Raw genomic sequence first — 26,056 nt, 5'->3', positions numbered from 1 at the left:
ACGCATCAGACGCCCAGCAGCCCAGCAGCCCAGCAGCCGAACCAGCCGAACCAGCCCAGCAGCCCAGCAGCCCAGCAGAGAAGAAACAGGTGCCCGATGGCCGGGAACAGCCAGCGCCCCAACCGGCGTACGTCCAACAAGAAGGGCGCGCAGGTCGGCAGCGGCGGCAAGCGGCGCCGCGGGCTGGAGGGCAAGGGCCCAACGCCGCCCGCCGAGATGCGCAAGGGCCACGCCAAGCAGCGTGCCGCCCAGGCCAAGGCCCGGCGCGCGCAGGGACGTCCGCAGCGCAAGGGGGGCGGCAGGAGCGCCGCGGAGCTGGTCGTCGGCCGCAACTCGGTCGTCGAGGCGCTGCGCGCGCACGTACCGGCGACGACGCTGTACGTGCAGCAGTTCATCGACAACGACGACAGGGTGCGCGAAGCGGTGCGCCTCGCGGGCGAGGACGGCGGCATCCATCTGATGGAGGCGCCACGGCCTGAGCTGGACCGCATGGCCAGGGGCCTGCACCATCAGGGTCTCGTGCTGCAGGTCCCGGAGTACGAGTACGCACATCCGGACGATCTTGCGGCGGCCGCGCTCGAAGACGGCGAGGACCCGCTGATCGTCGCGCTCGACGGGATCACCGATCCCCGCAACCTCGGCGCGGTCGTCCGTTCCGTGTCGGCCTTCGGCGGGCACGGCGTCGTCGTACCCGAGCGGCGGGCCGCGGGGATGACGGCGGGTGCCTGGAAGACCTCGGCGGGCACGGCGGCGCTCACGCCCGTCGCGCGTGCGGCCAACCTCACGCGTGCGCTGGAGAGTTACCAGAAGGCCGGGATGATGGTCGTCGGCCTCGCGGCGGACGGCGACGTCGAACTCCCGGATCTGGACGTGCTGGACGGGCCGGTGGTGGTCGTCGTCGGCAGCGAGGGCAAGGGCCTGTCGCGTCTGGTGGGCGAGACCTGCGACGTGCGCGTACGGATTCCGATGCCGGGCGGCGCCGAGTCGCTGAACGCGGGTGTGGCCGCGGGCGTCGTGCTCTACGAAGCGGCGCGGCGGCGGAGCTGAGAGCCGGGCTGCCCGGACACCCGGACCCGGACACCCGAACACCCGAACACCCGAACACCCAGACGTCCGGACGCCCGCCCGCCGGGCCTGGCGCCTGACCCGGCGGGCGAGCCGGGCGCAGGTCACCGGGGCCGCCGCCGGCCTTGACGGGCCTCGGACAGATCGGGGCGGTCAAGGCAGTGTCTTAAGTGTCCGTCACTCGGTTAGTGGAGTGTGGACACCAGAACACCCCGCACGCCCGACCCCTCGGGCCGGCGTCCTGGGGACACCCAACAGGGCGGCCCGAGCGGTTTCTTCGACGACGAACCCGGGCTGAGCACGGTCAAGGTCCCCTCTGATCCGGCTGAGGTCGTCGTCACACACGCGAGCTTCCGGGTGCAGCTCGCGCCGCCCGCCGCCGAGCCCGTCGTCACCGGACACATTCCCGCTGTGTCCGGCATGCCCACCGCAGCACCGTCGGTCGCGGGACCGTCCGTCAACGGGCCCTCCGACCCGCCTGTGACGCCCGTCGTGTGGGGCGTCCACACCGGCCCCGAGGACACCGGGGCGACCCGGCTGTCGCATGTGGCGTATCCCGGTGCCCGGGACGCGGCGGAGCCAGCGGGCTCCACCACGCAGGTGCTCCCGCGGATCGACGAGGACACCCTTCCGCCGCCGTCGGTCGTCGGCCCGCGCGGGCCGCGTCCGCCCGAGTCGACACAACCGCATCCGCGGTCGCTGCTGTACGGGGTGCGCCCGGCGCGCGGGGCCTTCGACGGCCCGGAGCCCGGCGAGTACGACCCGTACGGCCGGCGCGGTGAGTACGGCCGCGAGTACGGCGAACACGGCGAGCCCGGCGCCTTCGGCGACCAGGGTGCACGCGGCGGGCACGACGACGACTCCCTGCGCGGCGAACGTCCCCTCGCACAAAGGGAGTTCGAGGAGGACGAGGCCGACGTCCGGGCCGGCTCCCGGGGGGCGGCGGTCGTCGGCACGGGCCGTCAGGCGTACTACCCGGGCCGCCGCATGAGCCTCGGCGTCGTGCTGCTGCCCATGCGGATCTTCCTGGGCTTCATCTCGGTCTACGCGGGCATGGGCAAGCTGTGCGACCCGGTCTACTTCGACGGTGACGCGCGCGGCTCGATGGTGACCTGGCTGCGCTCCCTCGAACCCTGGGCCATTGCCTCCCCGCTGCGGGACTTCGCACTGGCCCATCCCGTCGGCTCCGGGCTGACAGTGGCGTTTCTCCAGATCATCATCGGCGTACTGACGGTGTGCGGCCTCTGGCAGCGGCTCGCCGCCTCCGTCGGCGTGCTGCTCTCGGCCGCACTGCTGATGACGGTGAGCTGGAGCTCGGGACCCGCGTACGAGACGCCGGACATCATCTATCTCGCCGCGTGGAGCCCGCTGGTCATCGCGGGCGCGCCCGTCTACTCCGTTGACGGCAGGCTCGCCGCCGACGCGTGGCGCAAGCTGGGGCCGCGGGCCGAACTGCGGGACCTGCGGCGGCGGGTGCTGCAGCGGGGCGCCGTGATCGTGTCCGTCGTCGCCGGGGTCGCGATGCTGACCGGTTCCATGCTGGGCGGCGCGGTTCGTGCCTCGCACACCGCCAAGATGCCCGAGCCCGGGGAACCGCCGACGAACCGGCTGCCCGGCTCGCCTCTCCCCGAGGAGCCGGGTGCCCGTACCGACAGCGGACGTCCCGCTGACGGGCGCACGGCGGGCGCGGACGCCGGCGCCGACAGCCGCCGTTCGGGCGGGCCTTCGACGTCGGCGTCGCCGGGCGAAGGGCGGCGGGGCGATTCGTCCACGCCGAGCCAGCGGGAGACCGTACAGGCGCCGCGGCAGACCGTGCCCGGTGCGCAGCCGCCTCGGCACTCGGCGCCCGGCACGCGCGCCACACAGGGCGGAGGCGGCACCGCCACCGGTGGCGGCACGGGTGGCGGAGGCGCGAGCGGCGGCTCCAACTCCGGTGGCGGGAGCGGTGGTTCGTCCTCGGGCGGTGGAGGCGGCTCGTCCTCGGGCGGCGGGGGAGGCCTGGGCGGCCTCCTGGGCTGAGGGGGCAGCGGAGCGACGAGAGAGGGGCCCCGGCCGGGGCCCCTCTCTCGTCGCGGGGACGAGACCTGTCTCTTGCAGCGGGGACGGGAGCCGCCGGGCCTGCCGGACTGCTGGATTGCCGGGCTGCCGGACCGGCCGGGCCTCACCGCTCGTGTGCGGCCTCGCGCACCGTTCCCTGCCCGGCCTCCTGACCCGGCTTCTGCCCCGTCCCCTGTGCGTCCTTCAACTCCTTTGCGGCTTCCTCCAGATCCTTGGCGGTGTCGATGGCCCGCCAGTACGCCCCCTGAGGCAGCTGAAAGCCCGCGAGCAGGCGCTGGCGGGCGAGCCGCGGGAACGTCGTGCGCTCGTGGTCACCGCGGTCGGGAAGCATCGCAGTGAAGGACGAAGAGAACACGTACACACCGGCGTTGACGAGATAGGGCGACGGCGGGGCCTCGATGAAGTCGAGGATGTGACCGAACGGATCGGTCTCCACCGCCCCCCACGGGATGCGCGGGCGGGCGAGCGCGAGCGTGGCGACCGCGTCCCGCTCGCCGTGGAACGCGGCCATCTCGCGCAGTGCGAACCGCGTCCAGATGTCGCCGTTGGTGGCGTACCAGGGCTCGTCGGGCCGGGGCAGCGAGGCCGCCGCGTACTTCAGCCCGCCGCCACGGCCGAGCGGTTCCTCCTCCACAACGACCCGGGTCCGCAAGGCACTTCGTCCCGCGGCGCCCGGAAGCTCGGCCGTCGTCAGCCAGTTGCCCAGCACGTCGGCCAAGTGGCCGCAGGAGACGACGACATCGGTCACGCCCTCAGCTGCCAGCCACGCGAGCTGGTGCCCGATGATGGGGGTTCCGGTGCCGGGGATCTCGACCATCGGCTTCGGACGGTCGTCGGTGTACGGCCGCAGCCGTGTCCCCTGGCCGCCGGCCAGGATCACGGCTTGGGTGGGGAGCTGCATCATGCAGCGCACCCTATGCGGCGTACGCCCGCGGAGCCGTCGTCGGCAGGCGGGCGGTCAGCACATCGGGGGCGTACGGCTCGGGAGCCCGTACGGCCCGGGAGCCGCACGGCTGAGCGCGGCCTGCGACTCAGCGGTCTGCGAGGGAGCGGCCGTCGACTGAGCGGCCGTCCGGCTCAGTGGTGATGGGGCTCGGTGGTGGTGTGGCGGCTCAGCGGTCGAGCATCCGGGACGCGCCGGTCGCGAACGACGTGTCGCAGACGGGCCGCGACCAGCTGCTGGCGCGCTGCACGCTGCCGTACTTCTGCACGGCGGCACGGCCGAGGGCCCGCGCGAGCGACGCGCAGTGCCTGGCCAGCGACGGGCGTTCCGACATCTCCTGCTGGAGGCTGGTCAGCGCCACACCGGGGTCCTTCTCCTGCAGCTCGGCGACGAGACGGTCGCGGAGCGCGTCCTGGGGCGCCCGGTACGTCGCTTTCGTGGACGCCCTGTGCTCGGACGCCGTGAGCATCTGCGTACTGGAGGAGGACGACGAGCTCCATGGCACGCGGACGACTGCGAGCGTCCCGGACAGGACGAGTACGACTGGGAGAACGAGGGCGAGAGATCGGCCGATTCGGCGGGCAATGTGGTTCACGCCGGCGATCGTAGCGAAGAGTGGTGATTTGGCGACATTCGGTCACTCCGGCGAGCGACGGCGCACAGGCGCGTCCGTGACGGATGTTGACGCCGTGCACGAAAATGCCCGGAAAGACGCGAAAAGGGGCCGTATGCCCGGCTGTTGTGCAGGCATACGGCCCCTGCGCGCTGAGCGGCGCGGCCGGGCGGCGGATCAGTCGCTGAGGCGCTCGCCGGTGGAGGTGGAGAAGACGTGCGTCTCGCCACCGCGCGGCACCACGTTCACGACGGCGCCCTTCTCGGGCACCTTCCGGCCGGAGACGCGGACGACGAGGTCGCAGTCCTCGCCGCCGACCTTGGCCGTGCCGTAGATGTAACCGTCCGCGCCGAGCTCCTCGACGACGTTGACCGTGACGGCCACGCCCGCGGGCTCGTCCTTGGACACGGCCTTGTCGGAGCCCTCGCCGTTGACCACGTCGAAGTGCTCGGGACGGACGCCGACCGTGACGGTCTTGTCGCCCTTGTCGACGGCGGCCGACAGCGCCTCGCGCTCGACCGGCACGACGCTGTTGCCGAACTTCACGCCGCCGTCGGTGATCGGCACCTCGACGAGGTTCATGGCGGGGGAGCCGATGAAGCCGGCGACGAAGAGGTTCGCGGGGCGGTCGTACATGTGACGCGGGGTGTCGACCTGCTGGAGCAGCCCGTCCTTGAGGACGGCGACCCGGTCGCCCATCGTCATGGCCTCGACCTGGTCGTGGGTCACGTACACGGTGGTGATGCCGAGGCGCCGCTGCAGACCGGCGATCTGCGTACGGGTCTGGACGCGGAGCTTCGCGTCGAGGTTGGAGAGCGGCTCGTCCATGAGGAAGACCTGCGGCTCCCGGACGATCGCACGGCCCATCGCCACGCGCTGACGCTGACCGCCGGAGAGTGCCTTGGGCTTGCGGTGGAGGTAGTCCGTGAGGTCGAGGATCTTCGCCGCGTCCTCGACCTTCTTGCGGATCTCGGACTTGTTCACACCGGCGATCTTGAGCGCGAAGCCCATGTTGTCGGCGACGCTCATGTGCGGGTAGAGCGCGTAGTTCTGGAACACCATGGCGATGTCCCGGTCCTTGGGCGGCAGGTGAGTGACGTCGCGGTCGCCGATGCGTATGACGCCTTCGTTGACGTCCTCGAGGCCCGCGAGCATCCGCAGGGAGGTGGACTTGCCGCAACCGGAGGGGCCGACGAGTACGAGGAACTCGCCGTCCTCGATACCGATGTCGAGCTTGTCGACGGCGGGCTTGTCGCCGCCCGGATAGATCCGGGTGGCCTTGTCGTACGTGACCGTAGCCATGCTGTTGTCTCCTTCACCGGCAGGTACGTGCCGGACGATCCGTCGTAAAGGGGAGTACGTTTCACTCCTGTGAACGTGCGGTGACGCTAACCCGCCGGTACGCGTCTTGTCAGCAGTCGGGCAGCAACGAAACCGCATCGCGGACCCCCTGGCCGGGGTGGGTAGACTGCACGGGCACGCTGGTCCCCTGCACGTACGCACAGGCGGGCCGGGCCCGCCGCCTTAGCTCAGCTGGTTAGAGCATCTGTCTTGTAAACAGAAGGTCGTCGGTTCGAATCCGACAGGCGGCTCCAAGGAAGCAGCAGCTCATAGGCCCCGTTCCATGATCGGAACGGGGCCTCTGTGCGCTGTACAGCAGCGAAGTACAGCAACTGGGGTTCTTGCTGTGTGGGCCGAGGGTCACAGACTGCTGGAGCTGCCGGGTGGCGCACTGACGGACGGGGCCGGTTCCACGGATTCGCTCGCCGTGTCGGGCGTGCCATACGCGTACTCGACGCGGTGCACCTCGGAGAGTGCTTTCTTGGTGATCACTTTTGCGAGGTACCCGGAGCCCAGAGCTACGTTCATCAGCACGTACCAGAACTTCTCGGCCCCCGTCATCTCGATCAATCCGTACTCACTGAGCGCCTTCTTGGCAGGCACCTTTGCGAAGTAGGAGGCTCCCAAAGCTATGCATCCGAGTACATACCAGAATGACTCGGCGCTCGTGGTGCGTCCGTTGCCGATAACCAGTTGCGCCATGAATTGCCCCTCTCCAGAGCTGAGCCATGCAGGCCCGTATCCGCATGTGCCGGATCCAGGGGTGGAGTGAGGTGACTCACCGCCCGCCCGAGTTCTCCAGTTCTAGCCCTATTGCGAGCATGTAGTCGCATCGATGCTGAAATGTGTGCAGAACTTTGCCAGTTCGACTCCAGTAGCCAAGTCCCCAAACCCCGAGAGGCCCCGTTCCATGGTGGGAACGGGACCTCCAACAGGAGCCGTCTGTCGCGGAGAGCAGCGGCCGACGTGATTGCTACTGACTGATCGTCATGTCTGGCTTTTGGCCGAAGCCGGAGGAGAGCCGTTGCAGGGCGTCACGGATCTCCTCGTCGCTCGCCTCCGAGTACACGTCGAAGGTCATCGTGAACTTGGAGTGCCGCAAGATCCGTTGCGCCACCTTGGGGTGGACCTTGAGCGCGACGAGCAGGGAACCGGCGGTGTGCCGGGTATTCCTGAGCGGGATCGGTCGGACGCCGGCCTGGCGGATGCGGACGGCGAAGGCGCGGGTGAGGTTGCCGGGCTCGATCGGGGTGCCGTAGCGGGTGGTGAAGATCAGGCCGTGTGAGTCCTGCCAGCGATCACGGGCCGCTTTCCGGTCAGCGTCTTGCTGCTGACGACGTCGCTTCAGTGCCGCGAGGCAGAGATCCGGGAGGGGCAGGAAGTCCTCCGAGTCCTCCGTCTTGGTCTCGCGGTGCAGGACCTCACGGCCGGCCCGCTGGAGCTGGTGGTCTATGTACAGCTCTCCGGCCTCGAAGTCGATGGACTCCCATGTGAGGCCCAGGATCTCCCCACGTCGCAGGCCCAGCGTCAGCGCCAGGACCCAGGCCGCGTAGAGCGAATCGTCGGCCGTGACAGCGTGCTCCAGGAAACTGCTCGCTTCCCCGACGGACCACGCCTTGACCTTCCGCCGCCGCGGCTTCGGGACGCGTACGAGCTTGGCGACGTTGCGGGAGACCTCCTCTTCGAGCATCGCCTGACTCAGCGCCGCGCGGAGCGTGTCCCGCGCGATCTGCACCACGCGCCCGCTCGGGTACTGCTCGCAGCACTTCCCGATGGCGCAGCACCGCCGCCGCTCAGCCGGGCGTTTCTTGTCCTTGCGCTGCGCACAGCACTGGCAGGTGTCGGCGAGCTTCGTCAGCCACTCGCGCACGTCCCGCACGGTCAGTTTGTCCAGGCGTTTGGTGCCCAGGTGCGGAGCGATGTAGAGGCGGGCGGCACCCTCGTACGCCACGTACGTCAGGGGAGCGAGGTTGGGCTTCACGACAGAGCTCAGCCAGTAATCGAGGAAGCCGGCCACAGTTCGGTGCCGCGTGGCGACCGGCCCCTTTCTCGCCTCGGCGTGGAGCTTGACCCACTTCTCATGGACCTCGGGGCGCGTCTTGCCGTAGACGTACTTGCGCTTGCCGTCGGGCGTCGTGACCCAGGCGTACGCAGCGAAGCCGTTGCGGTACGGGTAGATGGCTCGCATCTTGAGGATGGAAGGAGAAGAGGACCAGACCACCAGCCGGGCGGTCGACGCAGCTTGCGGCGAGGGCGAGATGCGTCGTGACATCCGTGTGCCTTCGCGTCGCGAAGCCAGGGGCTCGGTCCTTGGGCCGTCTCTGGACCGTGCGAGGTTGGCCGAAGCTGACAGTCGATGCCGGATGGTGACTGTCGTCCCACCGCTCTGGCCTGGGCCACCCTCACCGGTCTGCGAGACTTGTACGGCTATGCCGAAGCCCGGAGAACACACCCCGCGAGGAAGGCACCGCGTGACAGAGGCGTCCCCTCTAGCGGACGAACTGCCCTTCGTCGACCGAGCCAAGGCATGGATACGCGATTGGCCACGGCGGCCTCGCCGGCCGCTCACAGCTCAGGACTTCCTCCCGCACACAGGCTCCCTCTTCCTCCCGACCTACCTGAGCTTCTTCCTGCTGTACGGCGGAAGTTGGGTGCTCTTCGGCCCCAACCAGACCTTCCGCCTCGGCGGCTTCCTGGCACTGCTCGGCGGCGCCGGTCTGACAACACTGATCGTTCTCTATATCCGGCGCCCATCGACGCGACGCCGGTAGCCACCCCGTCACGGCGCAGCAGCGAGCCCGCACCGTCTGTGTCACACACACATCAGACGGGAAGCCACGGGAAGCCTGGCGATGAGTTGACCGACGTCAGGCCCGTCCACATGCTCACAGGTGATCGTCGGCGCGCCCACGTCATAAAGGGCACACTGCCTGACCATCCGAGGTAGCGCCTGGGTAGTGCCGTCACCGATGGGCTTCTCAGAGGACGACGTGCGCTCTTGGGCGGGTGGTGTGAGCCGGCTGCACGAGGGGACCGTGCACAGTCAGGACGGGATAGCAGCTGGCCAGGCCGCAGCGATGCTGATGTCGGGCGGCGGGTTCGTTCATGAGCCGGTGGAAGTGCTCACCATGTTGACCCAGGCCATCGAAGTCGGATACGCGGCGGCACTAGCAGACCTGAGAAACGGGCGCCTGGAGGATCGCATCGCAGAGATCCACCCGAGCTGTACGACCAATAGCGCCCCTCGACGGCCCCACACGTCGATGCAGCAGATGCGGACCAGAAGTGGCGGTATATCACGGACGATGCGGGCCACGGCGACGTGAGCGGCGAGCGAGGACACTCAGCATTTCTGCCAGCCCGCCGGTCAACTGGCCCGATCTGCAGGGTGATTCCCAAGCTCGTGAGTCTGTCGACAGCATCAGGACGTAGTTTCTACACCGGTAGGTCGGCTCCAGGAGGCTTGTGTGCACGCTGCTGCTCTGACCAGTCCGGGTCGACTCTGGTCGGCCACAGAGGTCTTGTCGCTTCCGGGGCCGGTGCCTCGTGTGGCCGGCGTGTACGGGTGGCATTTCGAGGAGCCCCCGCATCCGAGTCTGCCGTCAGGTCGGCTCCTATACGTGGGTATCGCGCCGCGGCACATGACGAGCCGGACGAGTACGCAGAATCTGCGTAAGCGGGTGCGGTATCACTTCCGGGGAAACGCCTATGGCTCCACGTTGCGGCTCACTTTGGGGTGTCTGCTGGGCTTGGAGTTGCGCCGCGTCGGCAGCAGCGGCAAGCGGATGACGTTCACCAAGGCCGGCGAGGCGGTTCTGAGCGAGTGGATGGCCGAGCACGCGCGTGTGTGCTGGCTGGAGCATCCGGAGCCGTGGACGGTCGAGGCAGACCTGATCAGTCGCTTGGACCTACCGCTGAATCTCGATCAGAACCGGCACAACGCCTTTCACCCGCGTCTCACCGAAATACGTGCCCAAGCACGACAGCGAGCCCGGGAGATGCCGGTCACCACGTGACCAGACCACGTCGAGGAACGCCGCCAGCGGGGTTGCTGTACATCAGCGAAGTACAGCAACCCTGCTGACCGTTGGCAGCCGCAAGCCCCTGGAATCGTCCCTCGGGGGACCACTCCGACCGCAGATGTCCGAGCTGTCCACAGCTTGTAAACAGAAGGTCGTCGGTTCGAATCCGACAGGCGGCTCCGGAGAAGTAACAGGTCAGAGGCCGGTTCCGATCACGGAACCGGCCTCTTTGATCTTGCTTGCTGATTTGTTCGCTAATTCTGGGCCAGAGGCCAGGCGGTTTGGAGGCCCAAACTTGGGCTGGCTGCAAGGATCGTCAGATACGGAGCGTGACCAGGCTTTACCTGCCGAGCACTGCCACCCGGAGCCGGCTTGGCTCCGGGGCAGTGCTCGGAGCAGCAGGTGACCAGAACCATCGCAGGGGAGCGCGGGGAGCCCGGTGCTGCCCGTCGTGACCACTGGGGTGGAACGGGAAGGCGGCGGGTTCAGCTATGCCGCATGCTCCGCCGTGCGTCGCTTCTGACGGCGGGTGGCCGGGCGCCATTTCGCCTCGCTCAAGCGCATGCCCACGACGGTGCAGAGGACGATCACGACACCTCCGGTCTGAACGAGTTCCTTGCCGCCGCCCACGGGGAAGGCGGCTGTCGCAGCCGTGGCCAGCCCCGCGAGGCCCAGCCACACCATGGCGCCCAGGCGCGCACGTGGTGGTCGCATCCCGCCCGAGTCCAATGGCCGTACCGGTGGGCAGGACTCGCGGCTGATCGCTCCCAGGCGACGTCCCTGGGCGACAGGCCAGTCCGGTTCGCGTGGCATCCATCCGCGTACGTAGCGTGCTTCGTCGCCGCTGCCGAGCACCAGGACGGCGGGCAGCATCTCGCCTTTCCGTCCGGGGCGTCCGCGTGGTGGTTCGCTTTGGGGCCGTGCCCAGTACAGCCATGCGGTGTGGCCGTAGAGGAGGTCGGCGAGATGCTCGCTGTCGACGAACCGGCTGATGTACAGCCTGCGTTCTCCGTCCTCGGCCTGCAGGTTCAGGCCCACTCCCAGCTCGCGTCTGCCTTCCTCGGCCGTGCCTCCCAGCGTGACGGCGAGCGCCTGCGCACCACTTGTGTGCAGCGTCTCCGCGACGGATTCCTCGTCCTGGGACGGCTTCACCTTGCGCCGAAGCAACAGGACCAGCCCCAATGCGGCCACGGCTGCACAGATGCCGAGCAGCATGCCGGAGGGGCGGGTACCCCCGTCCCGCAGAGCTTCCAGCTCGCCCCGGGTCTCCGTCAGCTGTGCTGCCTCTTTGCCGGCACCTGGGGTGTAGAGGGCCCACAGCTTGTCGGTGGGCCCCACCGAGTCGGAGGTCTTGATCCTGCCGTGCAGCGGTTTGTTGCCGGTGCTGCCTTTGGCCGCTTTGAGCGAGAGCTCGGAGGTGTAGGTCGTGCCTCCGCCGCGCACTGGCGTGGATCGCTGTGCGGTCACCTCGACGACGGTCACCGGGACGATCCGTGCGGATCCGCTACGGGCGTCGGCCAGTTGGGGCGTGACGTGCTGGGCGGAGCCGAACAACAACAGGCCGACGGACAGCAGCATCAGCAGGACACCGAGATGCTGCCGCTGGGTACGTCCGGGGCGCCAGACGCCGACGAGACGGAACCCCGCGGGTTCCACCGGGGCAGGTGACGGTGGGACGTCCTCCACCGGCGCAGCCGCCTCACGCCGGGTCCCTGCCCAGGACAGCATCAGCCCGAGCAGGGATATCCCGAGACAGGTCAGGACGTCCCACCGGGGGGCCGGTTCGACGTATCGCAGCAGCAGGCATGCAGCGACACCCGCGAGACCGCCCCAGCCCAGAATCTTGCCAACATCAGACAGCCTGATGGTCATAGCCTCCGCCCGGTTTCGGGAACGCCTTCACCGCGTTCAGATTCCCGTCCAGCACCGCACCCCCTGCACCGAAGGTGGCGTTGATGCTCGCGTAGAGCGCTGACAGAGCATCGATGATCTTCGACCACTCGCTGATCATCTTCGCCGCCTGACGAGCAATCAGCGCAGCCGCTCCACCTGACACGATCAAGCCGACCCCGGTAGTCGCGGCGCCGGTTGCCACGGCTATCTCGACACCAATCGCGATAGCCATGTCGCTGATGAGGATCAACCCCGCCTTGAGGCCGTCCGCGAACTGCTGGATTGACCGGCGACGTCTTCGTAGGCCGCCTTGAGGTTGGCGAAGGCGTCGTCCGTGTCGTTCATCTTCGTGGTGAGCCGGTCGAAGTAATCCCAGCGTGTGTCGGCTGCGTTGCCGTACCAGGTTTGACTTAGGAGGTCGTTCCCCTTGTCGACATTGGTGGCCATGCTGTTCAAGAAGTCGCCCAGCGAGCCCCATGCATTGGCGCAATCCCCGTAGCTTTCCCAGTCGCCGGACAGCATCTTCGCCGCTTCGCCGAAGATGTCGACGTTGAAGACGAACTTGACGGCCTCGTTGACGAGGGTCGACGGGCTCAGCAGGTCGAGACCGATACCAAGGAGTCCCAGCGCGGGGTTCTTTCCCTCGCCGGTGACGGAGTCCACGCGGGACCAGACAAGCCCGTCCATCCGTTCCGAGGCACCTTGCTGGATCTGCTCCCAGACACTCCCCCGTGATTCTCAGTAGACAGACCAGCCGCGCCCGCTGTGCCGGGCCTTCGATCCGGAGTTCTCGGCCCCGCGGCGCTGTTCTGCCTCCATCTCAAGACGCTTCGCTTCGTACTCCCGCTCTCCTTCCGCTGCCAGCCGCTCGCGCTCCGCGGCGGAAAGCTTGTCCCACTCTTCGCGGAAAGGACGTCCGCCCTCGATGAGGGCCTCGCTGTAGGCAGGTACGGCCACGGCATCGCGAAGTCCGATGCGCCCCGCAAGGACCTCCTTCGCCATCTCCTTGAGCGTGTCGTTGGAAGCGCCTCCGGCGAGTTTCTCCAGCGATTCCCGCAGTCTTCGCGCATCCACCGGGTCTCTGGCGATCTCCAGGAGCTCCGTCTCGTCCACACGCTTCGACGCATCGTGTCCACCCGTAGCCACGGCGCTGCTTCCCCCTGCATTCACGTAGTCAGGGCCCGACTGGGCCACCAACGAACCCTAACGGGAGGGGGGTTGGAGGTGACTGAGTACTGCTACTCAGTCATCTATCCTCCCTTGCTCTCACAGAGCGACTACCGCGCCGAAGTGGGACCTCACCGTTCGAGAGCTACTGCCCTGTGGCGCAAAGGCCCCCGAGACGTTGAGCTCGCAGTTGTGTTCCCTTCATTGGGACGTCATCCCGAGTCGGACCGGCCTGGCCCTGGAGCAGCAGCTTCCCTCGCCGCAAGCGTCCGCGCGAAGGTGTCGGCGACATTGGCGTTCGGGCCACTGATGACGTGCGCGTACACCCGCAGTGTGACCGAGGATCGCGATGTCCGAGGCGTGCGGCCACTACGTGAACGGGGACGCCTGCGAATAGAAGCATCGTGGCGTGCAGGTGCCGCAGATCGTGAAGTCTCGTTTTCGGCAGCGGCGCCATCGGCTGCCGCGTCATGGGTTTCCTTGTTACCCCACAGCGCGGCCGATGAGTTCGTGGCTGCCGGCCGGTCAAAGGTCGTGACACAACCTAGGAAAGGCCACTGCCATGTCGGAGCTTCTCGTCGACTTCATCACCTCCCTCGACGGCCACGCGTCGGGAGAGGGATGGCCCGGGTTCTGGGGCCTCGAGGGCCCGGAGTACCTCGCATGGCTCGGTGAGCAGCCCGAGAGCACCCATCTGATGGGAGCGAACACCTACCGCCAGATGTCGGGCTTCGCCGCCGGCGAGGTCCCGAGTGGCCAGGATGAGTTCAGGCCCGAAGAAGAGGCGTCCGTCGACGAGCTCACGCGAGCGTCCAAGGTGGTGTTCTCCTCCTCAATCGAGGAGCCACTGACGTGGGCCAACTGCACGCTCGTCCGGGACGACGCCGTCGAGGCGGTCCGCGCCATGAAGGCGGGTGGCTCGGGGCTCCTCAGCACGATCGGCAGCCTGAGCCTGTGCCGGTCCCTGCTGCGTGCCGGACTCGTCGACCGCTTCCGGGTCGTGATGTTCCCGGTGATCACCGGGGCCACGGGCGCGGAACGCATCTACGACGGCTATCCGGACGTCGCCCTCGAGATGACCGAGCACCGCACCTTCGACGGCCGCATCCAGCTGGTCGAGTACAAGCCCCGAGTGCTCGAGCACCCGCCGCTCTTCGCCCCTGCGTGACGTTGCCCCGTCCACCTGTCCGGACCGCCGCCAGGCACCCTGGCCACTGTCAGTTCCTGCAGGCACACAGCAGCCTTCGATTCAGGCGACATGCACTGCCGAAGTCAGGGCAGGCCTTGACTGCACAGCTCTTGGTCACGCACCCGTCGAGTGCTGGAAGGTGCCCGTGCGGAGGCGGTGGAGATCTCCGGACACCGCCCCGACGGCGCACGATCTACGGACGGCGTACCTCGTACTGGAAGCAGCCGTACTCGACGGCCCGGACGTGCACCAGGGCCACCTCCGGGTGGCTGAACGCTTCCCTGAACGCCTGGTCGAGGCCCGCCTCGGCGTCGTCGGGGATCTTGAGCAGGCGGCCCCCGGCGATGCGGCCCACGGCGTCGTAGCGACGGATGGTGAACAGTGCCCCCGGCCGGGCGAGCGGGTAGCCGGGGGTCTCGCGCGGCCGTGGCCCCCCGCATTCCCCGGCGTGGATGAACACCGGTCCCGACTCGTCGTACGCTCCGGGGTCGGCACCGGTGGCCGCCGCCCAGCGGCGTAGCGGCGCGTACGACACGAGCGCGACCCGTTCACCGGGTTCGATCGCCCGCAGGCAACAACGCAGGGGACTGCCCACGCAGTTGAGGGGAATGCCGTCCTCACGCGCGGTGCAGGGCCGGAGGGGCTGTGCGGCGTCGTCGGAATCGCGGAGTTCTTTCAGAGCAGCGGGAGGGATGGGGAGCGGTGTGTATGCCGTCATGCGTTCCAGCGTCGGCTGGCGGCCCTTGATCTGCTGGCGGAATCCAGACGCGACGGCAGGCCGGCGCAGCCTGTGGTCTGGGGGATCTGGGGGGAGACCTGCGGTTGGCTCGCAACCACGCGCCGCCGTCCGGATGGTGAGGTGACAGCGTGACCGACAACGATGAGGCGGCGTCTGTCCGTCCGTTGACGCTGGCTTGGGTGAACCGGCACCTGGAGGTCGGTGAGCGGATCGCCGGAGCGGAGGCGTTGCACGGCGGCATCAGCGCGGAGATGCGGAGGCTGACCATCGGCGCGCGGGACGGAGGCACCCGTGACCTGGTGCTGCGGACCTTCGTCGGTGTCGAGGACGCCGAGGACTCTCTGGACAGGGAGGCCGGGGCCCTGACCCAGCTCAGGGGGACCGGCGTGCCGGCTCCCCGGCTCGTGGCGGTTGATGCGACCGCCGCGCATTGCGAGTATCCGTCGCTCCTCATGACACATCTGGCGGGCCGTACGGTCCTCGACGAGGAGGGACTTGAGACGCGCGTTCCTCTGCTGGCCCGTCAGCTTGTGGCGATCAACGCGCTGCGTCCTGCCGAACGGCCGGGCGTGTATGTGGCGTTGACGACCGCCGACACCGTCGTGACTCCGAAGGGCGCCGACGCTGCGGCGTGGGCCGGGGCGATCGACGTGATCCGCGGGCCCGCGCCGCCCTACGAAGGGCGGTTCCTGCACCGGGACTTCCACCCCGGCAACGTGCTGTTCGACGTGCCGCCCTCAGGACCGGCAGGTGCCCGGATCACCGGTGTCGTCGACTGGGCGGCTGCCTCCTGGGGCCCGGCGGATCTCGACGTGGCGCACTGCTCCACGAATCTCGCGTTGCTGCACGGCCCGGGGTGGGGTCTGCGGTTCGCCGAGGCGTACGAGGAGGCCGGCGGGGTGCTGGCCGCGGCCGCGAGCGAGCGGCTGTACTGGCGGGTGCGGGACGCGCTGGCGTTCTCGGAGGAAGTGCGGTCTGTGTCGCGGCCCTGGCGGGAGGCGGGGCGGACGGAGCTGACGACGCGAGCCGTGGAGGAGCGGCTGGATGCGTATGTCACCGCCGTGATGGACGCTCTGGGCTGAGCCGGCCTCGCCCTCTCCTGCGCTCACCCGGCACGAGGGCCCTCCGCTGAGCGCCGAAAGCTCTACGAAAGTTTCCTGGCGCTTCCGTTAGGGTGGCCCGCGAGCAGAGCATCAGGGGCCAGGGTCCAGCACCCAGGGGCCAGGGGTCACAGGAGGTCGGAACGTGGCCGCACCGCACACGGCGGGCGAACGCGCGGAAGGGGCGCGGGCGCGCAGTCGCCGCGAACGCGTCACCATCAGCGACATCGCCCGCGAAGCCGGCGTTTCCGTCCCCACCGTCTCCAAGGTGCTCAACGGGCACGCGCACGTCGCCGCCGGTACGCGCCGCAAGGTCGAGCGGCTGCTGGCCAAGTACCAGTACACGCGCCGCACCAAGCGCCGGGAGGGTCAGGCGCGGCTCGTCGACCTCGTCTTCAACAATCTCGACAGCGAGTGGTCGGTGGAGATCATCCGCGGGGTCGAGGCCGTCGCGCACGAGTCCGGGCTGGGCACTGTCGTCTCCGCCATCCACGGGGAGACGACCGAGGAGCGCAGGTGGCTGGAGAACCTCACCGCGCGCTGGTCGGACGGGATCATCCTGGCCGTCACCGAACTCAGGCCGGCGCACGAGGAACAGATCCGTGCGCTCGGCATCCCCATGGTCATCATCGACCCGGTCGGCCAGCCCGACCCTCAGGTCGCCTCCGTCGGTGCGACGAACTGGAACGGCGCCCTCACCGCCACCGAGCACCTGATCTCCCTCGGGCACGAGCGGATCGGCCTCATCGGCGGGCGGCCCGAGCTGCAGTGCAGCCGAGCGCGGCTGGACGGCTACCGTTCGGCCCTGCGGTCGGCGGGCCTCCCGGTCGACGACGGCCTCATCGCCGAGGGCGACTTCTACGCACCGCGAGGCGAACAGGCGGCACGTGAACTGCTCTCCTCCCCGCACCCGCCGACCGCGATCTTCGCGGGCAACGACCAGCAGGCGTTGGGTGTCTACCGCACGGCTGAACGCCTCGGTATGCGCGTCCCGGACGACCTGAGCGTGGTCGGATTCGACGACCTGCCCGCCGCCGGCCTGGCCTCACCGCCGCTGACCACCATCCGGCAGCCGGTGGCGCAGATGGCGGCGCAGGCGATGCGGATGCTGCTGCGCTGTCTGGAGACCGGCTCCTTCGAGACCCGCAGACTGGAGCTGTCCACGGAACTGGTCGTACGCGACAGCACGGCTCCTCCCCGGCGGCACTGACCCGAAGCCGTCCCGCCCGCCCGTCCGTTTCGCCCCGGCGTCCGTTTCACCGGTACTCGGTCACCCGCACGGGAGTCCGCAGCACCCGGTCGTGTCCGGCCGGCCGCGGTGCCGTACCCGCGATACGGAACGAGCCCTCCAGCGGTGTGTCCGTGCTCGACCTGCCGATCCGCACCTCGATCAGGCCTGGTTCCACCACGCGCCGTCCGTCCCGCCCGGTGAAGGCGGTGCGGTCCGTGTGCAGGGCGAAGGTGACACGGCGGCTCTCGCCCGGAGCGAGTTCCAGCCGGGCGAACCCGGCCAACTGCCGCCAGGGGCGGGTCACTTGGGCGACCGGGTCGGTGAGGTAGAGCTGCACGACATCGGTGCCCGCCCGCTCGCCCGTGTTGGTGACCGTGCAGGAGATCTCCACCGTGCCGTCGACCGGTACTTCGTCGCTGCTCAGCGTCAACTCCCCGTAGCGGAAGCGCGCGTAGGAGAGTCCGTGCCCGAACGGGTAGAGCGGCGTGGGGTCTTGGGAGCTCACCTCGCCGGCACGTCCCAGCGGTGCGCTCAGGTAGGTCGCCGGCTGGCCGCCGGGCAGGCGCGGCACACTGACCGGCAGCCGGCCGGACGGGTCGGCCCGGCCGGTCAGCACGTCCGCCAGCGCCGGCGCACCCTCCTCGCCGGGGAAGAAGGTCTGCACGATCGCCGCCGCCCTTCCGGCTGCCGGACCCAGCGCGTACGGACGCCCGCTGACCACGATCAGCACCACCGGGGTGCCGCTCTCCAGCAGCTCCTCAAGCAGTTCGGACTGCACTCCGGGCAGGGACAGGTCGGGCACGTCGCACCCTTCGCCTGACGTGCCGCTCCCGAAGAGCCCTGCCCGGTCGCCCAGTACGGCCAGACAGACGTCCGCCTCCTGCGCGGCGGTCACCGCACGGGTGAAGCCGGAGCGGTCCGTCTCCTGTACGGGGCAGCCCTGTTCGTACGTGATCCGGTCGGCACCCAGGCTCTCCCGCAGCCCCTGCAGCACGCTCGGTACGGCTACGCCCATGTCCCATTCCGGATGGCGCACCCCGACGTGCGCGGGGAAGGAGTAGCAGCCCTGCAGCCCCAGGGCGTCGTCGGCGAGCGGCCCGACGACGGCGACCCGTCCGGGTTCGCCGAGCGGCAGCAGCCCGCCGTCGTCGGCGAGCAGTACCACCGACTCACGGGCCAACTGCCGGGCCAGCGCACGGTGTCCGGGCGGATCGAGATCGGGCTCGCGCACCGGCGGCTCGGGGCTCCAGTCCGGGTCGAGCAGACCCAGTTCGCACTTCTGCCGCAGTACGCGCGTCAGCGCACGGTCCACCAGCGCCTCGTCCACCGTGTGTTCGCGCACCTGCCCGGCCAGCGGCCGCCCGTAGCAGCGTGCGGTGGGGAGTTCCACGTCCACACCGGCCGTCAGCGCCTGGGCGGCGGCCTCGCCCGGGCTGCCGGCGGTGCGGTGCAGCAGTTCGAGGAACGAGATCCCGAAGTAGTCGGCGACGACGGTCCCTTCGAAGCCCCACTCATCGCGCAGCACGCCGGTCAGCAGCGCCTCGTCGGCAGAGGCGGGGACGCCGTCGGTGTCCGTGTAGGCGGCCATCACCGAGCGGGCGCCCGCCTCCCGCAGCGCGGTCTCGAAGGGCGGCAGCACCACGTCCGCCAGTTCGCGCGTTCCCATGCTCACCGGCGCCAGATTGCGTCCCGCCCGGCTCGCCGCGTACCCGGCGAAGTGCTTGAGCGTGGCGATGATCCCGGCCGACTCCAGCCCGGACACGTAGGCGGAACCGATCTCGCCGACGAGATACGGGTCCTCCCCGATGGTCTCCTCGACCCGGCCCCAGCGCGCGTCCCGTACGACGTCCAGCACCGGTGCCAGCCCTTGTTGCACGCCGACCGAGCGCATGCTCTGCCCGATGGCCTGCGCCATGCGCCGCACCAGCGCCGTGTCGAAGCTGGCCCCCCAGGCCAGGGGTACGGGAAAGACCGTCGCACCCCACGTGGTGAACCCGGCGAGGCACTCCTCGTGTGCCACCGCGGGGATGCCGAACCGGTTGGCCGCCATGACCTCGCGCTGACTCGCGGCGAGGGCCTTCGCGCCGGCAGCCGGTGTCACCGGGCGCGTGCCGAAGACGCGGGTGAGCTGCCCGAGCCCGTCCCTGATCAGCTCCTCCCAGGACGGCGACTCCCCGGCCAGGTCGTCCTGGTGCGGGGCGACTCCGCGGCCGTCGTGGGTGGCGCCCACCCACACGCCGACCAGCTGGGCCAGCTTCTCGTCGAGGGTCATCCGGGCGATCAGGTCGGCGACGCGGGCGTCGGCCGTCAGCCGCTTGTCGCGCCACGGCGCCGTGCCGCCGTGGTCGTCCGGGTTGCCCGAGTGGTGCGCTTTCTGTTCCATCGTCACCTCGTCGAGTGGAGCGGATGCAGCGGATGCTACTCGATGATTTCGGAAACTTTCTACGTCATGAGTTCTCCTGTCCTGCTGCAGGCCGGAACTTGTGTCGGGCAACTCCTGCACTGCTATTGACGGCCCTGCTGTGCCCGCTCTAGGTTCCACGCCAACCTCTTGATTTCGGGATTCACCGAAAGTTTCTGGAGCGGAGGCGTCATGGCAGACACGGCGACGCGACCGGCGCACAGCCGGCGTCGCTTCCTGGCGGGCCTCGCCGGCATCGGAGCCGCCGGCATGGGCGCGGCCCCCCTCACCGGCTGCTCGGCCCTGGGCCTCGGCACCGGAAGAGAGGCCCGCGGTCTGGACGTGTGGACCCTCACCGACCCCGTGCAGAACAAGATCCAGCGCGCCGCCCTCGCCCGCCTCCGGCGCAGCCACCCCGTGCCTGCCAAGCTCACGCCGTTCCCCAACACCGGCTACACGCAGAAGCTCCGCATCGCCATGGGCACTTCGGACGGGCCGGACGTCTTCTGGAGCTGGGGCGGCGAGTCGCTGCGCCCGTACCATGACGCCGGACTCGTGGTCGACCTGGCGGACCGCTTCGGCAAGGACACCCGGTGGCGCGACGCGTTCCTGCCCGCGGCCCTCCAGGCCGCCCGCGTCGACGACCGCGAACCGCTCGGGCTGCCCGTACGCGGTATGCAGCCGGTCATCCTCTTCTGCAACCAGACCCTCTTCGACGAGCACGACCTGCGCCCGCCCCGTACCTGGGACGAACTGCTCGACGTCGTCGACGCCTTCGTCGACGCGGACGTCCTCCCCGTCTCGCTCGCCGGGGCTGAAAGCTGGTGCGAGCTGATGTGGTTCGAGTGCATCACCGGGCGGCTCACCGGCGCCGGAGCGCTGCGGAAGATATTCGCGGGAGAGCGCGGCAGCTGGCGGCACCCCGCCATCGAGGAGGCCCTGGACCGAATACAGAACCTCGTGCGCCGCGGCGCGTTCGGCCGTGCTTTCGGATCCGTCAGCTACGGCTCGGGCGGGGCCAGCGCACTCTTCGCGAAGGGCCGGGCCGCCATGCACCTGATGGGTTCGTGGGAGTACTCCAACCTGCGCAACGACCACACGCGTTTCACCGAGGAGGGCCTGAGCTGGGTGTCCTTCCCGGAGATCCCCGGCGGCACGGGCGACCCCCGCGCCCTGGTCGGAAACAACACCAACTACTTGTCCATCAACGCCAGAAGCTCCGACATCGACGCGGGTCTCGACCTGGTCGGCACCCAGCTCGCCGCGCGCCCCTTCATCGACGCCCTCATCAAGGCGGGTGACGTTCCCGCCGCCGTCGGCATCGAGGACCGGCTGAGCGATCTCGCCCCCGACCCGGACTTCGCGCTGCATGTCTACCGCATCGTCTCCGAGGCCCCGGACTTCACCCTCTCCTGGGACCAGGCGATGCTCCCTGCCGTGAAGGAGGCGATGCTCTCCAGCCTTCAGCAGATCTTCCTGGAGGAGCTCTCGCCACGGCAGTTCGTCGACGCGATGGAGGTCATCCAGTGACCGCCCCGGCACCGGCGCCCGCCCGCCCAGCGTTCCTCGGCCGTACGCGCGCCGCCTCGCACACCGACAACGCCGCCCGGCCGGGCGCCCTTTACGCCGTCCCCGCCATACTCGTCTTCGGTGTCTTCGCCCTCGTACCGCTCGTCCTCGTCGGCTGGCTCTCCTTCACCACCTGGAACGGCCTCGGCGACCCCCGCTGGACCGGGCTCGGCAACTGGCGGGACCTGATCACCGATCCCGGTCTGCTGCACTCACTGCGGATCACCGCCGTACTCACCATCGCCGGCTGGGCCGTACAGACACCGCTCGCACTGCTCCTCGGCGTATGGGCGGCCGGCGCACAGCGGGGACGTGCGGTGGCCTCCGCCCTGGTCTTCCTGCCGCTGCTGCTCTCCGGTGCGGCGACCGCCCTGGTCTGGAAGGCGCTGCTCGATCCCAACTTCGGCCTCGCCGGCAGTGTCGGCCCGTGGGTCGGCATGCCCGACGGCAACCTGCTCGGTACGGCCGGCGGCGCGCTGACGGCCATCATCGCCGTCGGCGCCTGGCAGTTCGTGCCGTTCCACATGCTGATGTACCAGGCCGCCGCGCGTAACGTACCCGCACATCTCTACGAGGCGGCCACCATCGACGGCGCCGGCCGCGTGCGGCAGTTCTGGTCGATAACGCTGCCCCAGCTGCGCAACACCGTCGTCACCTCCTCCACGCTCATGATCGTCGGCTCGATGACGACCTTCGAGACGATCCTGATCCTCACCGACGGCGGTCCCGGCGCGGGCACCCAGTCCATGCCGTTCCGCATGTACCAACAGGCCTTCAAGAGCTTCGAGATGGGGCCGGCCTCGGCGCTGGCCACCGTCCTCGTGCTGTTCGGCACAGCGCTGTCACTGCTGATCGTCCGCTTCAGCGGCTTCAGCAGAATGCGCTCCACCCTGGAGGGGATCTGATGGCCACCGCCCCCGCTGCCGCACCCGGACAGACCCGCACGCCCGCCGGGCCGGGGCCCGGGTCCGGCGGCGGCCGTGGAAGCACCAGGGCGAGGGGCGTACGCCCCCGTCCGCTGTTCGCCCGCGCCAACATCCCTGCGGGCGCCGCCTCGTTGATCTGGCTCCTGATCGTCCTGGTCCCGCTGTGGTGCATGCTGAGCTGGAGCGTGCAGAGCCGCGACGGATTCCTCGACAACGGACCGCTCAGCCTGCCCCGCCAGCTGACCTCCGGGAATCTGACGACGGTTCTGGAAGGCGGATTCACGAACGCCTTCGTCAACACCGTGATCGTCACGGTCGTCAGCGTCGCCCTGACCCTCGTGTGCGCCGTACCCGCCGCGTACGCGGTCGTACGTTCCACCAGTCGCTTCGTCGCCGGTGCCTTCTCCGTATTCCTGCTGGGGCTCGCGATCCCCGCCCAAGCCGTCATCATCCCCGTCTACTTGATGATCGTCCGGATGGGCCTGTACGACACCAAGGCCGCCATCATCCTGCCCACCGTCGCCTTCGGGCTGCCGTTCGCCGTCCTGATCCTGGCCGGTTCGCTGCGCGACGTGCCGGGCGAGAACTACGAGGCCATGACGCTCGACGGAGCCGGCCCGATGCGCACGCTGTGGTCCCTCGTCATCCCGATGTCGCGCGGCAGCATCGTCGCCGTCGGCATCTACGCCGCGCTCCAGGCATGGAACGGGTTCCTGTTCCCGCTGATCCTCACCCAGTCCGAGGAACAGCAGATCCTCACCCTCAATCTCTGGAACTTCCAGACCGAGTACGGCGTGAACGTCCCCGGACTGATGACGGCCGTGCTGCTGTCCGCCGCCCCCGTCTTCATCGCGTACGTCCTCGCCCGCCGCTGGATCGTCGCGGGGCTTGCGGGGCTGGGCGGCAAGTAGGCCTGGCCTGCGGCTGACAGCTGCCGGCAGACCTCGACGCCGAGCCTTCCGCGTGCTCCGCTCACCCAGACCCGCATGGGGAGCAGGGTAGGGAGCCCGCAGGCCGGCCCGCACACAATCCCGCCCGCCGCCCGGAGCGTTGTCCGCAGGTGTGTCAGGCGTCCTGCCGCAGGCCGTCCAGTTCGTCCGCGATGCTGCTTCGCAGCTTGTCGTGCCGCGGGCCGAGGGCGAACCGTCCGTCGCGCCAGTTCTCCGCGGGGTACAGCCACACCGGTCGGCCGACGAGATGAGCGGGCTCCCACTCGAAGCGCGGCCACACATGGGCGTGCAGCATGGCGTCCGTGTTGCCGAGGATCTCGAGGTTCACGCGCCGGAAGCCTGGGTCCGACTTCCGGCTCGCCCGTTCGACGGCCTCGCCGAGCTGATCCATGCTGCTGAGGAACGCCAGGCGCCTGGAACGCGGAAGGTCTGTCAGCCGCTCCACCTGGGGATCGTCGGCCAGCAGCACGCAGTACCCGGGCAGGAACTGGACGTCCCCGATCACAGCGAAGCCCGCTTCCAGCCGCCGCAGAACAGTGGGATTCTCCCCCCGCAAGGCGCTTCCGATCCGGTCCTTGCGCCAGTCGTCAGTCATGCCGTCGGACGTTACCCGAGCCGAGTCGGCAGCCGGAGGTGTACGGACCGCGTAAGGGGCCGCGGGGACACGTGCCGGGGAAGCCCAGGTCTTCCAGCGCGGCCGGGCGAGACGTCGCCGACGATGTATTGCCTGACCGGGCCAAGTCCGGGAGGGTTCGGCCCATGCGGTCCCTTCCCCTCTTCCCCGCGTCGCTGGTCGGCAGCTACGCCCAGCCCGAGTGGCTCATCGACAGGGCGAGACTGGCCGGCCGTTTCCCTCCGCGGGTACGCGCCCGTGAGCTGTGGCGAGCGGCCCCGGAGCATCTGGCCGAGGCACAGGACGACGCCACGCTGCTCGCGATCCGGGCGCAGGAGCGCGCCGGTCTCGACGTCGTCACCGACGGCGAGATGCGCCGTGAGAGTTACTCCAACCACTTCGCCACCGCCCTGGAAGGCGTGGACGTCGACAACCCGGGCGAGGCGCTGGACCGCAGCGGCCACCCGAATCCGGTACCGCGTGTCGTGGGCCCGGTCCGGCGGCCCGAGCCGGTGCAGGCCGGCGACGTGCGCTTCCTCCGCGCCAACACCGACCACGTCGTCAAGGTGACGGTGCCGGGCCCGTTCACGATGTCGCAGCAGGCGCAGGACGATCACTACGGCAGCCCTGAGGCCCTCGCGATGGCCTACGCGGAGGCGGTCAACGCCGAGGTGCACGACCTGTTCGCCGCCGGGGCCGACATCGTCCAGCTCGACGAGCCGTACATGCAGGCACGTCCCGAGCCCGCGCGGGAGTTCGGGCTGAAGGCTCTGAACCGGGCGCTGCAGGGCGCACCGGGAACGACGGCGGTGCACATCTGTTTCGGCTATGCGGCGATCATCCACGAGCGGCCTTCGGGCTACTCCTTCCTCCCCGAACTCGCCGACTGCGCCTGTGATCAGGTCTCGATCGAGACCGCGCAGTCCGGTCTCGACACCTCGGTTCTGAGGCATCTGCCGGACAAGACGGTCATCCTCGGTGTCATCGACCTCTCCGACCCCGCCGTGGAGTCCGCCGAGACGGTGGCGGCCAGGGTCAGGAGCGCGCTGCCGTACGTGGACCCGGAACGCGTCGTGGTCGCGACGGACTGCGGGATGAAGTACCTGCCACGGCAGTCCGCCGAGGGAAAGCTGCGCGCGATGGCCGGGGCTGCCCGGATTCTGCGTGCGGAGGCCGTCGGCTAGGCCCTCTCCGAACAGGACACCTCGGCGTTCGGGTACGCAAGCTTCCTCGACGGCCGCCAGACCGTCCGATAACCGGTTGCGGTCGGGGATCGAGGTCCGCGACGCTTCCCGCGTGGACATGCATCCCGACCAGCTGAACATCCCGCACAGGACCGTACGGGAGTTGGTGGACGGTCAGTTCCCCGAGTGGCGGGAGCTGCCGGTCCGCCGCGTCGCCTCGCAGGGGACGGTCAACGCCATCTTCCGCATCGGCGACGGCTTCGCGGCCCGGTTCCCGCTGCGCGGGAGTGACGCCGCCGCGACACGTCGTTCGCTGGAGTCCGAGGCGGAGGCAGCCCGGGAGCTGGCAGGCCGTACGCCCTTCCCCACGCCCGAACCGGTCGCTCTGGGTGAGCCGGGCGCGGGCTACCCGCTGCCGTGGTCGGTGCAGACCTGGCTGCCCGGCGTACCGGCCACGGAGGAGGACCCGGGCGGGTCGGTCGCGTTCGCGCACGACGTCGCCGGGTTCATCCGCGGTGTGCGCTCGATCGGTACGCGCGGGCGCTCGTTCGACGGAGAGGGGCGCGGCGGCGATCTGCGGGACCACGATGAGTGGATGGGAATCTGCTTCGGGCACACCGAACAGCTCCTGGACGTGGACGTTCCGCGGCTCAGGCGAATGTGGAAGGCCATGCGGGAGCTGCCGCGTGTCACGGAGGACGTGATGACCCACGGCGACCTCATCCCGGGCAACGTCCTCGTCTCCCATGGCCGTCTGGCCGGCGTCATCGACGTCGGCGATCTGGGGCCGGCCGACCCCGCGCTGGATCTGGTGGGCGCCTGGCATCTGCTGGAGCCCGGCCCGCGGCAGGCGCTCCGCGCCGAACTCGGGTGCGACGAGCTGGAGTGGGAGCGCGGCAAGGCGTGGGCCTTCGAGCAGGCGATGGGCGCCGCCTGGTACTACGTGGAGAGCAATCCCGCGATGGGCCGGATGGGCCTGCGCACCCTGGAACGCCTCATGGCGGACGAGTCGTCAGCCGCGTGAGCCCGGGCGGGCCGGTATCGGAGGGGTC

At 69.5% G+C, this 26,056-nt stretch carries 25 protein-coding genes and 1 tRNA gene; 14 read left to right on the top strand and 12 right to left on the bottom strand.

Translation table 11 applies throughout. The annotated features are described in order from the left end of the window. The first annotated feature begins 96 nt into the window (after window positions 1–96). Both rlmB and AN215_RS30050 read left to right on the top strand, forming a co-directional pair. Entirely contained in the window at window positions 97–1,047 is a 951-nt protein-coding gene (gene rlmB / locus AN215_RS09800) for a 23S rRNA (guanosine(2251)-2'-O)-methyltransferase RlmB (RefSeq protein WP_070012987.1), read from the top strand. A 213-nt stretch (window positions 1,048–1,260) separates the two neighbouring features. Then, entirely contained in the window at window positions 1,261–3,084 is a 1,824-nt protein-coding gene (locus AN215_RS30050) for a DoxX family membrane protein (RefSeq protein WP_070012989.1), read from the top strand. 142 nt (window positions 3,085–3,226) lie between these two features. Here the strand turns inward: AN215_RS30050 and AN215_RS09790 are convergent, their stop codons facing one another. Beyond that, a complete protein-coding gene (locus AN215_RS09790) occupies window positions 3,227–4,027 on the bottom strand; it encodes a nucleotidyltransferase family protein (RefSeq protein WP_079122860.1) in 801 nt (266 codons plus the stop codon). Here AN215_RS09790 and AN215_RS29785 point away from each other — a divergent pair. After that, window positions 4,026–4,187 (top strand): hypothetical protein, encoded by a 162-nt coding sequence (locus AN215_RS29785; protein ID WP_171904158.1) that lies wholly within the window; start codon window positions 4,026–4,028, stop codon window positions 4,185–4,187. The genes AN215_RS09790 and AN215_RS29785 overlap by 2 nt on opposite strands. Before the next feature lie 48 nt (window positions 4,188–4,235). Here AN215_RS29785 and AN215_RS09785 read toward each other — a convergent pair whose 3' ends face one another. Both AN215_RS09785 and AN215_RS09780 read right to left on the bottom strand, forming a co-directional pair. Then, window positions 4,236–4,661, bottom strand: a complete 426-nt coding sequence (locus AN215_RS09785; protein WP_070012990.1) for a hypothetical protein — start codon at window positions 4,659–4,661, stop codon at window positions 4,236–4,238. 195 nt (window positions 4,662–4,856) lie between these two features. Further along, a complete protein-coding gene (locus tag AN215_RS09780) occupies window positions 4,857–5,981 on the bottom strand; it encodes an ABC transporter ATP-binding protein (RefSeq protein ID WP_070012991.1) in 1,125 nt (374 codons plus the stop codon). A 216-nt stretch (window positions 5,982–6,197) separates the two neighbouring features. Here AN215_RS09780 and AN215_RS09775 point away from each other — a divergent pair. Then, window positions 6,198–6,274, top strand: a tRNA-Thr gene (locus AN215_RS09775). A 106-nt stretch (window positions 6,275–6,380) separates the two neighbouring features. On the opposite strand, the gene AN215_RS09770 is transcribed toward AN215_RS09775, so the two are convergent. Together AN215_RS09770 and AN215_RS09765 are read right to left on the bottom strand one after the other, a co-directional pair. After that, window positions 6,381–6,722 carry a hypothetical protein gene (locus AN215_RS09770; protein ID WP_139140712.1) on the bottom strand — a complete coding sequence of 114 codons (342 nt, stop codon included), beginning with the start codon at window positions 6,720–6,722 and terminating at the stop codon, window positions 6,381–6,383. Window positions 6,723–6,993: 271 nt separating this feature from the next. Further along, the gene (locus tag AN215_RS09765) at window positions 6,994–8,208 is read right to left on the bottom strand and encodes a site-specific integrase (protein WP_070013852.1); all 1,215 of its coding nucleotides are present in this window, start codon (window positions 8,206–8,208) and stop codon (window positions 6,994–6,996) included. A 283-nt stretch (window positions 8,209–8,491) separates the two neighbouring features. On the opposite strand from AN215_RS09765, the gene AN215_RS09760 reads away from it, so the two are divergent. After that, window positions 8,492–8,791: a hypothetical protein gene (locus AN215_RS09760; protein ID WP_070012993.1), complete on the top strand. Its 300-nt coding sequence runs from the start codon at window positions 8,492–8,494 to the stop codon at window positions 8,789–8,791. Between the two features lie 849 nt (window positions 8,792–9,640). Beyond that, window positions 9,641–10,036 (top strand): GIY-YIG nuclease family protein, encoded by a 396-nt coding sequence (locus tag AN215_RS09750; protein ID WP_245694368.1) that lies wholly within the window; start codon window positions 9,641–9,643, stop codon window positions 10,034–10,036. 495 nt (window positions 10,037–10,531) lie between these two features. On the opposite strand, the gene AN215_RS09745 is transcribed toward AN215_RS09750, so the two are convergent. The 4 genes from AN215_RS09745 to AN215_RS09735 are packed head-to-tail and all read right to left on the bottom strand — an operon-like array spanning window position 10,532 to window position 13,048. Beyond that, window positions 10,532–11,914, bottom strand: coding sequence for a hypothetical protein (locus AN215_RS09745; RefSeq protein WP_139140711.1), 1,383 nt, complete (start codon window positions 11,912–11,914; stop codon window positions 10,532–10,534). Further along, window positions 11,895–12,167, bottom strand: a complete 273-nt coding sequence (locus tag AN215_RS29525; protein ID WP_139140710.1) for a hypothetical protein — start codon at window positions 12,165–12,167, stop codon at window positions 11,895–11,897. The genes AN215_RS09745 and AN215_RS29525 overlap by 20 nt, the downstream gene beginning before the upstream one ends. A gap of 14 nt (window positions 12,168–12,181) precedes the next feature. Beyond that, window positions 12,182–12,622 carry a hypothetical protein gene (locus AN215_RS09740; RefSeq protein WP_070012997.1) on the bottom strand — a complete coding sequence of 147 codons (441 nt, stop codon included), beginning with the start codon at window positions 12,620–12,622 and terminating at the stop codon, window positions 12,182–12,184. A gap of 51 nt (window positions 12,623–12,673) precedes the next feature. Then, window positions 12,674–13,048 carry a hypothetical protein gene (locus tag AN215_RS09735; RefSeq protein ID WP_245694367.1) on the bottom strand — a complete coding sequence of 125 codons (375 nt, stop codon included), beginning with the start codon at window positions 13,046–13,048 and terminating at the stop codon, window positions 12,674–12,676. 616 nt (window positions 13,049–13,664) lie between these two features. On the opposite strand from AN215_RS09735, the gene AN215_RS09730 reads away from it, so the two are divergent. Further along, complete coding sequence (locus AN215_RS09730; RefSeq protein WP_070012999.1) at window positions 13,665–14,270, top strand: dihydrofolate reductase family protein; 606 nt, start codon at window positions 13,665–13,667, stop codon at window positions 14,268–14,270. A 214-nt stretch (window positions 14,271–14,484) separates the two neighbouring features. Here AN215_RS09730 and AN215_RS09725 read toward each other — a convergent pair whose 3' ends face one another. Continuing rightward, a complete protein-coding gene (locus AN215_RS09725) occupies window positions 14,485–15,009 on the bottom strand; it encodes a DUF1203 domain-containing protein (RefSeq protein ID WP_070013000.1) in 525 nt (174 codons plus the stop codon). Between the two features lie 149 nt (window positions 15,010–15,158). Between AN215_RS09725 and AN215_RS09720 the strand changes: the two genes are divergently transcribed. Continuing rightward, complete coding sequence (locus tag AN215_RS09720; RefSeq protein ID WP_070013001.1) at window positions 15,159–16,112, top strand: phosphotransferase family protein; 954 nt, start codon at window positions 15,159–15,161, stop codon at window positions 16,110–16,112. A gap of 163 nt (window positions 16,113–16,275) precedes the next feature. Continuing rightward, window positions 16,276–17,340 (top strand): LacI family DNA-binding transcriptional regulator, encoded by a 1,065-nt coding sequence (locus tag AN215_RS09715; RefSeq protein ID WP_079122858.1) that lies wholly within the window; start codon window positions 16,276–16,278, stop codon window positions 17,338–17,340. A 46-nt stretch (window positions 17,341–17,386) separates the two neighbouring features. Here AN215_RS09715 and AN215_RS09710 read toward each other — a convergent pair whose 3' ends face one another. Then, the gene (locus AN215_RS09710) at window positions 17,387–19,744 is read right to left on the bottom strand and encodes a beta-xylosidase/alpha-l-arabinosidase (protein ID WP_070013002.1); all 2,358 of its coding nucleotides are present in this window, start codon (window positions 19,742–19,744) and stop codon (window positions 17,387–17,389) included. A 210-nt stretch (window positions 19,745–19,954) separates the two neighbouring features. Here AN215_RS09710 and AN215_RS09705 point away from each other — a divergent pair, with 210 nt between their 5' ends. From AN215_RS09705 to AN215_RS09695, 3 genes are read left to right on the top strand one after another with little or no spacing between them, the layout of a single operon-like run. Continuing rightward, entirely contained in the window at window positions 19,955–21,292 is a 1,338-nt protein-coding gene (locus AN215_RS09705; RefSeq protein WP_079122857.1) for an ABC transporter substrate-binding protein, read from the top strand. After that, complete coding sequence (locus AN215_RS09700) at window positions 21,289–22,236, top strand: carbohydrate ABC transporter permease (RefSeq protein ID WP_079122856.1); 948 nt, start codon at window positions 21,289–21,291, stop codon at window positions 22,234–22,236. Before AN215_RS09705 ends, AN215_RS09700 begins: the two co-directional genes overlap by 4 nt. Continuing rightward, window positions 22,236–23,168, top strand: coding sequence for a carbohydrate ABC transporter permease (locus tag AN215_RS09695; RefSeq protein ID WP_070013003.1), 933 nt, complete (start codon window positions 22,236–22,238; stop codon window positions 23,166–23,168). The genes AN215_RS09700 and AN215_RS09695 overlap by 1 nt, the downstream gene beginning before the upstream one ends. A 154-nt stretch (window positions 23,169–23,322) precedes the next feature. On the opposite strand, the gene AN215_RS09690 is transcribed toward AN215_RS09695, so the two are convergent. Continuing rightward, a complete protein-coding gene (locus AN215_RS09690; RefSeq protein ID WP_070013004.1) occupies window positions 23,323–23,802 on the bottom strand; it encodes an HIT family protein in 480 nt (159 codons plus the stop codon). A 164-nt stretch (window positions 23,803–23,966) separates the two neighbouring features. Between AN215_RS09690 and AN215_RS09685 the strand changes: the two genes are divergently transcribed. Further along, window positions 23,967–25,004 (top strand): uroporphyrinogen decarboxylase family protein, encoded by a 1,038-nt coding sequence (locus AN215_RS09685; protein ID WP_070013005.1) that lies wholly within the window; start codon window positions 23,967–23,969, stop codon window positions 25,002–25,004. Window positions 25,005–25,116: 112 nt separating this feature from the next. Next, window positions 25,117–26,028, top strand: a complete 912-nt coding sequence (locus tag AN215_RS09680; RefSeq protein ID WP_070013006.1) for an aminoglycoside phosphotransferase family protein — start codon at window positions 25,117–25,119, stop codon at window positions 26,026–26,028. Window positions 26,029–26,056 lie beyond the last annotated feature (28 nt).

The sequence above is a fragment of the Streptomyces abyssalis genome (assembly GCF_001751365.1).
Taxonomy (GTDB): domain Bacteria; phylum Actinomycetota; class Actinomycetes; order Streptomycetales; family Streptomycetaceae; genus Streptomyces; species Streptomyces abyssalis.
The sequence above is the reverse complement of the archived record's forward strand: the minus strand, read 5'-3'. Positions and strand labels throughout refer to the sequence as shown.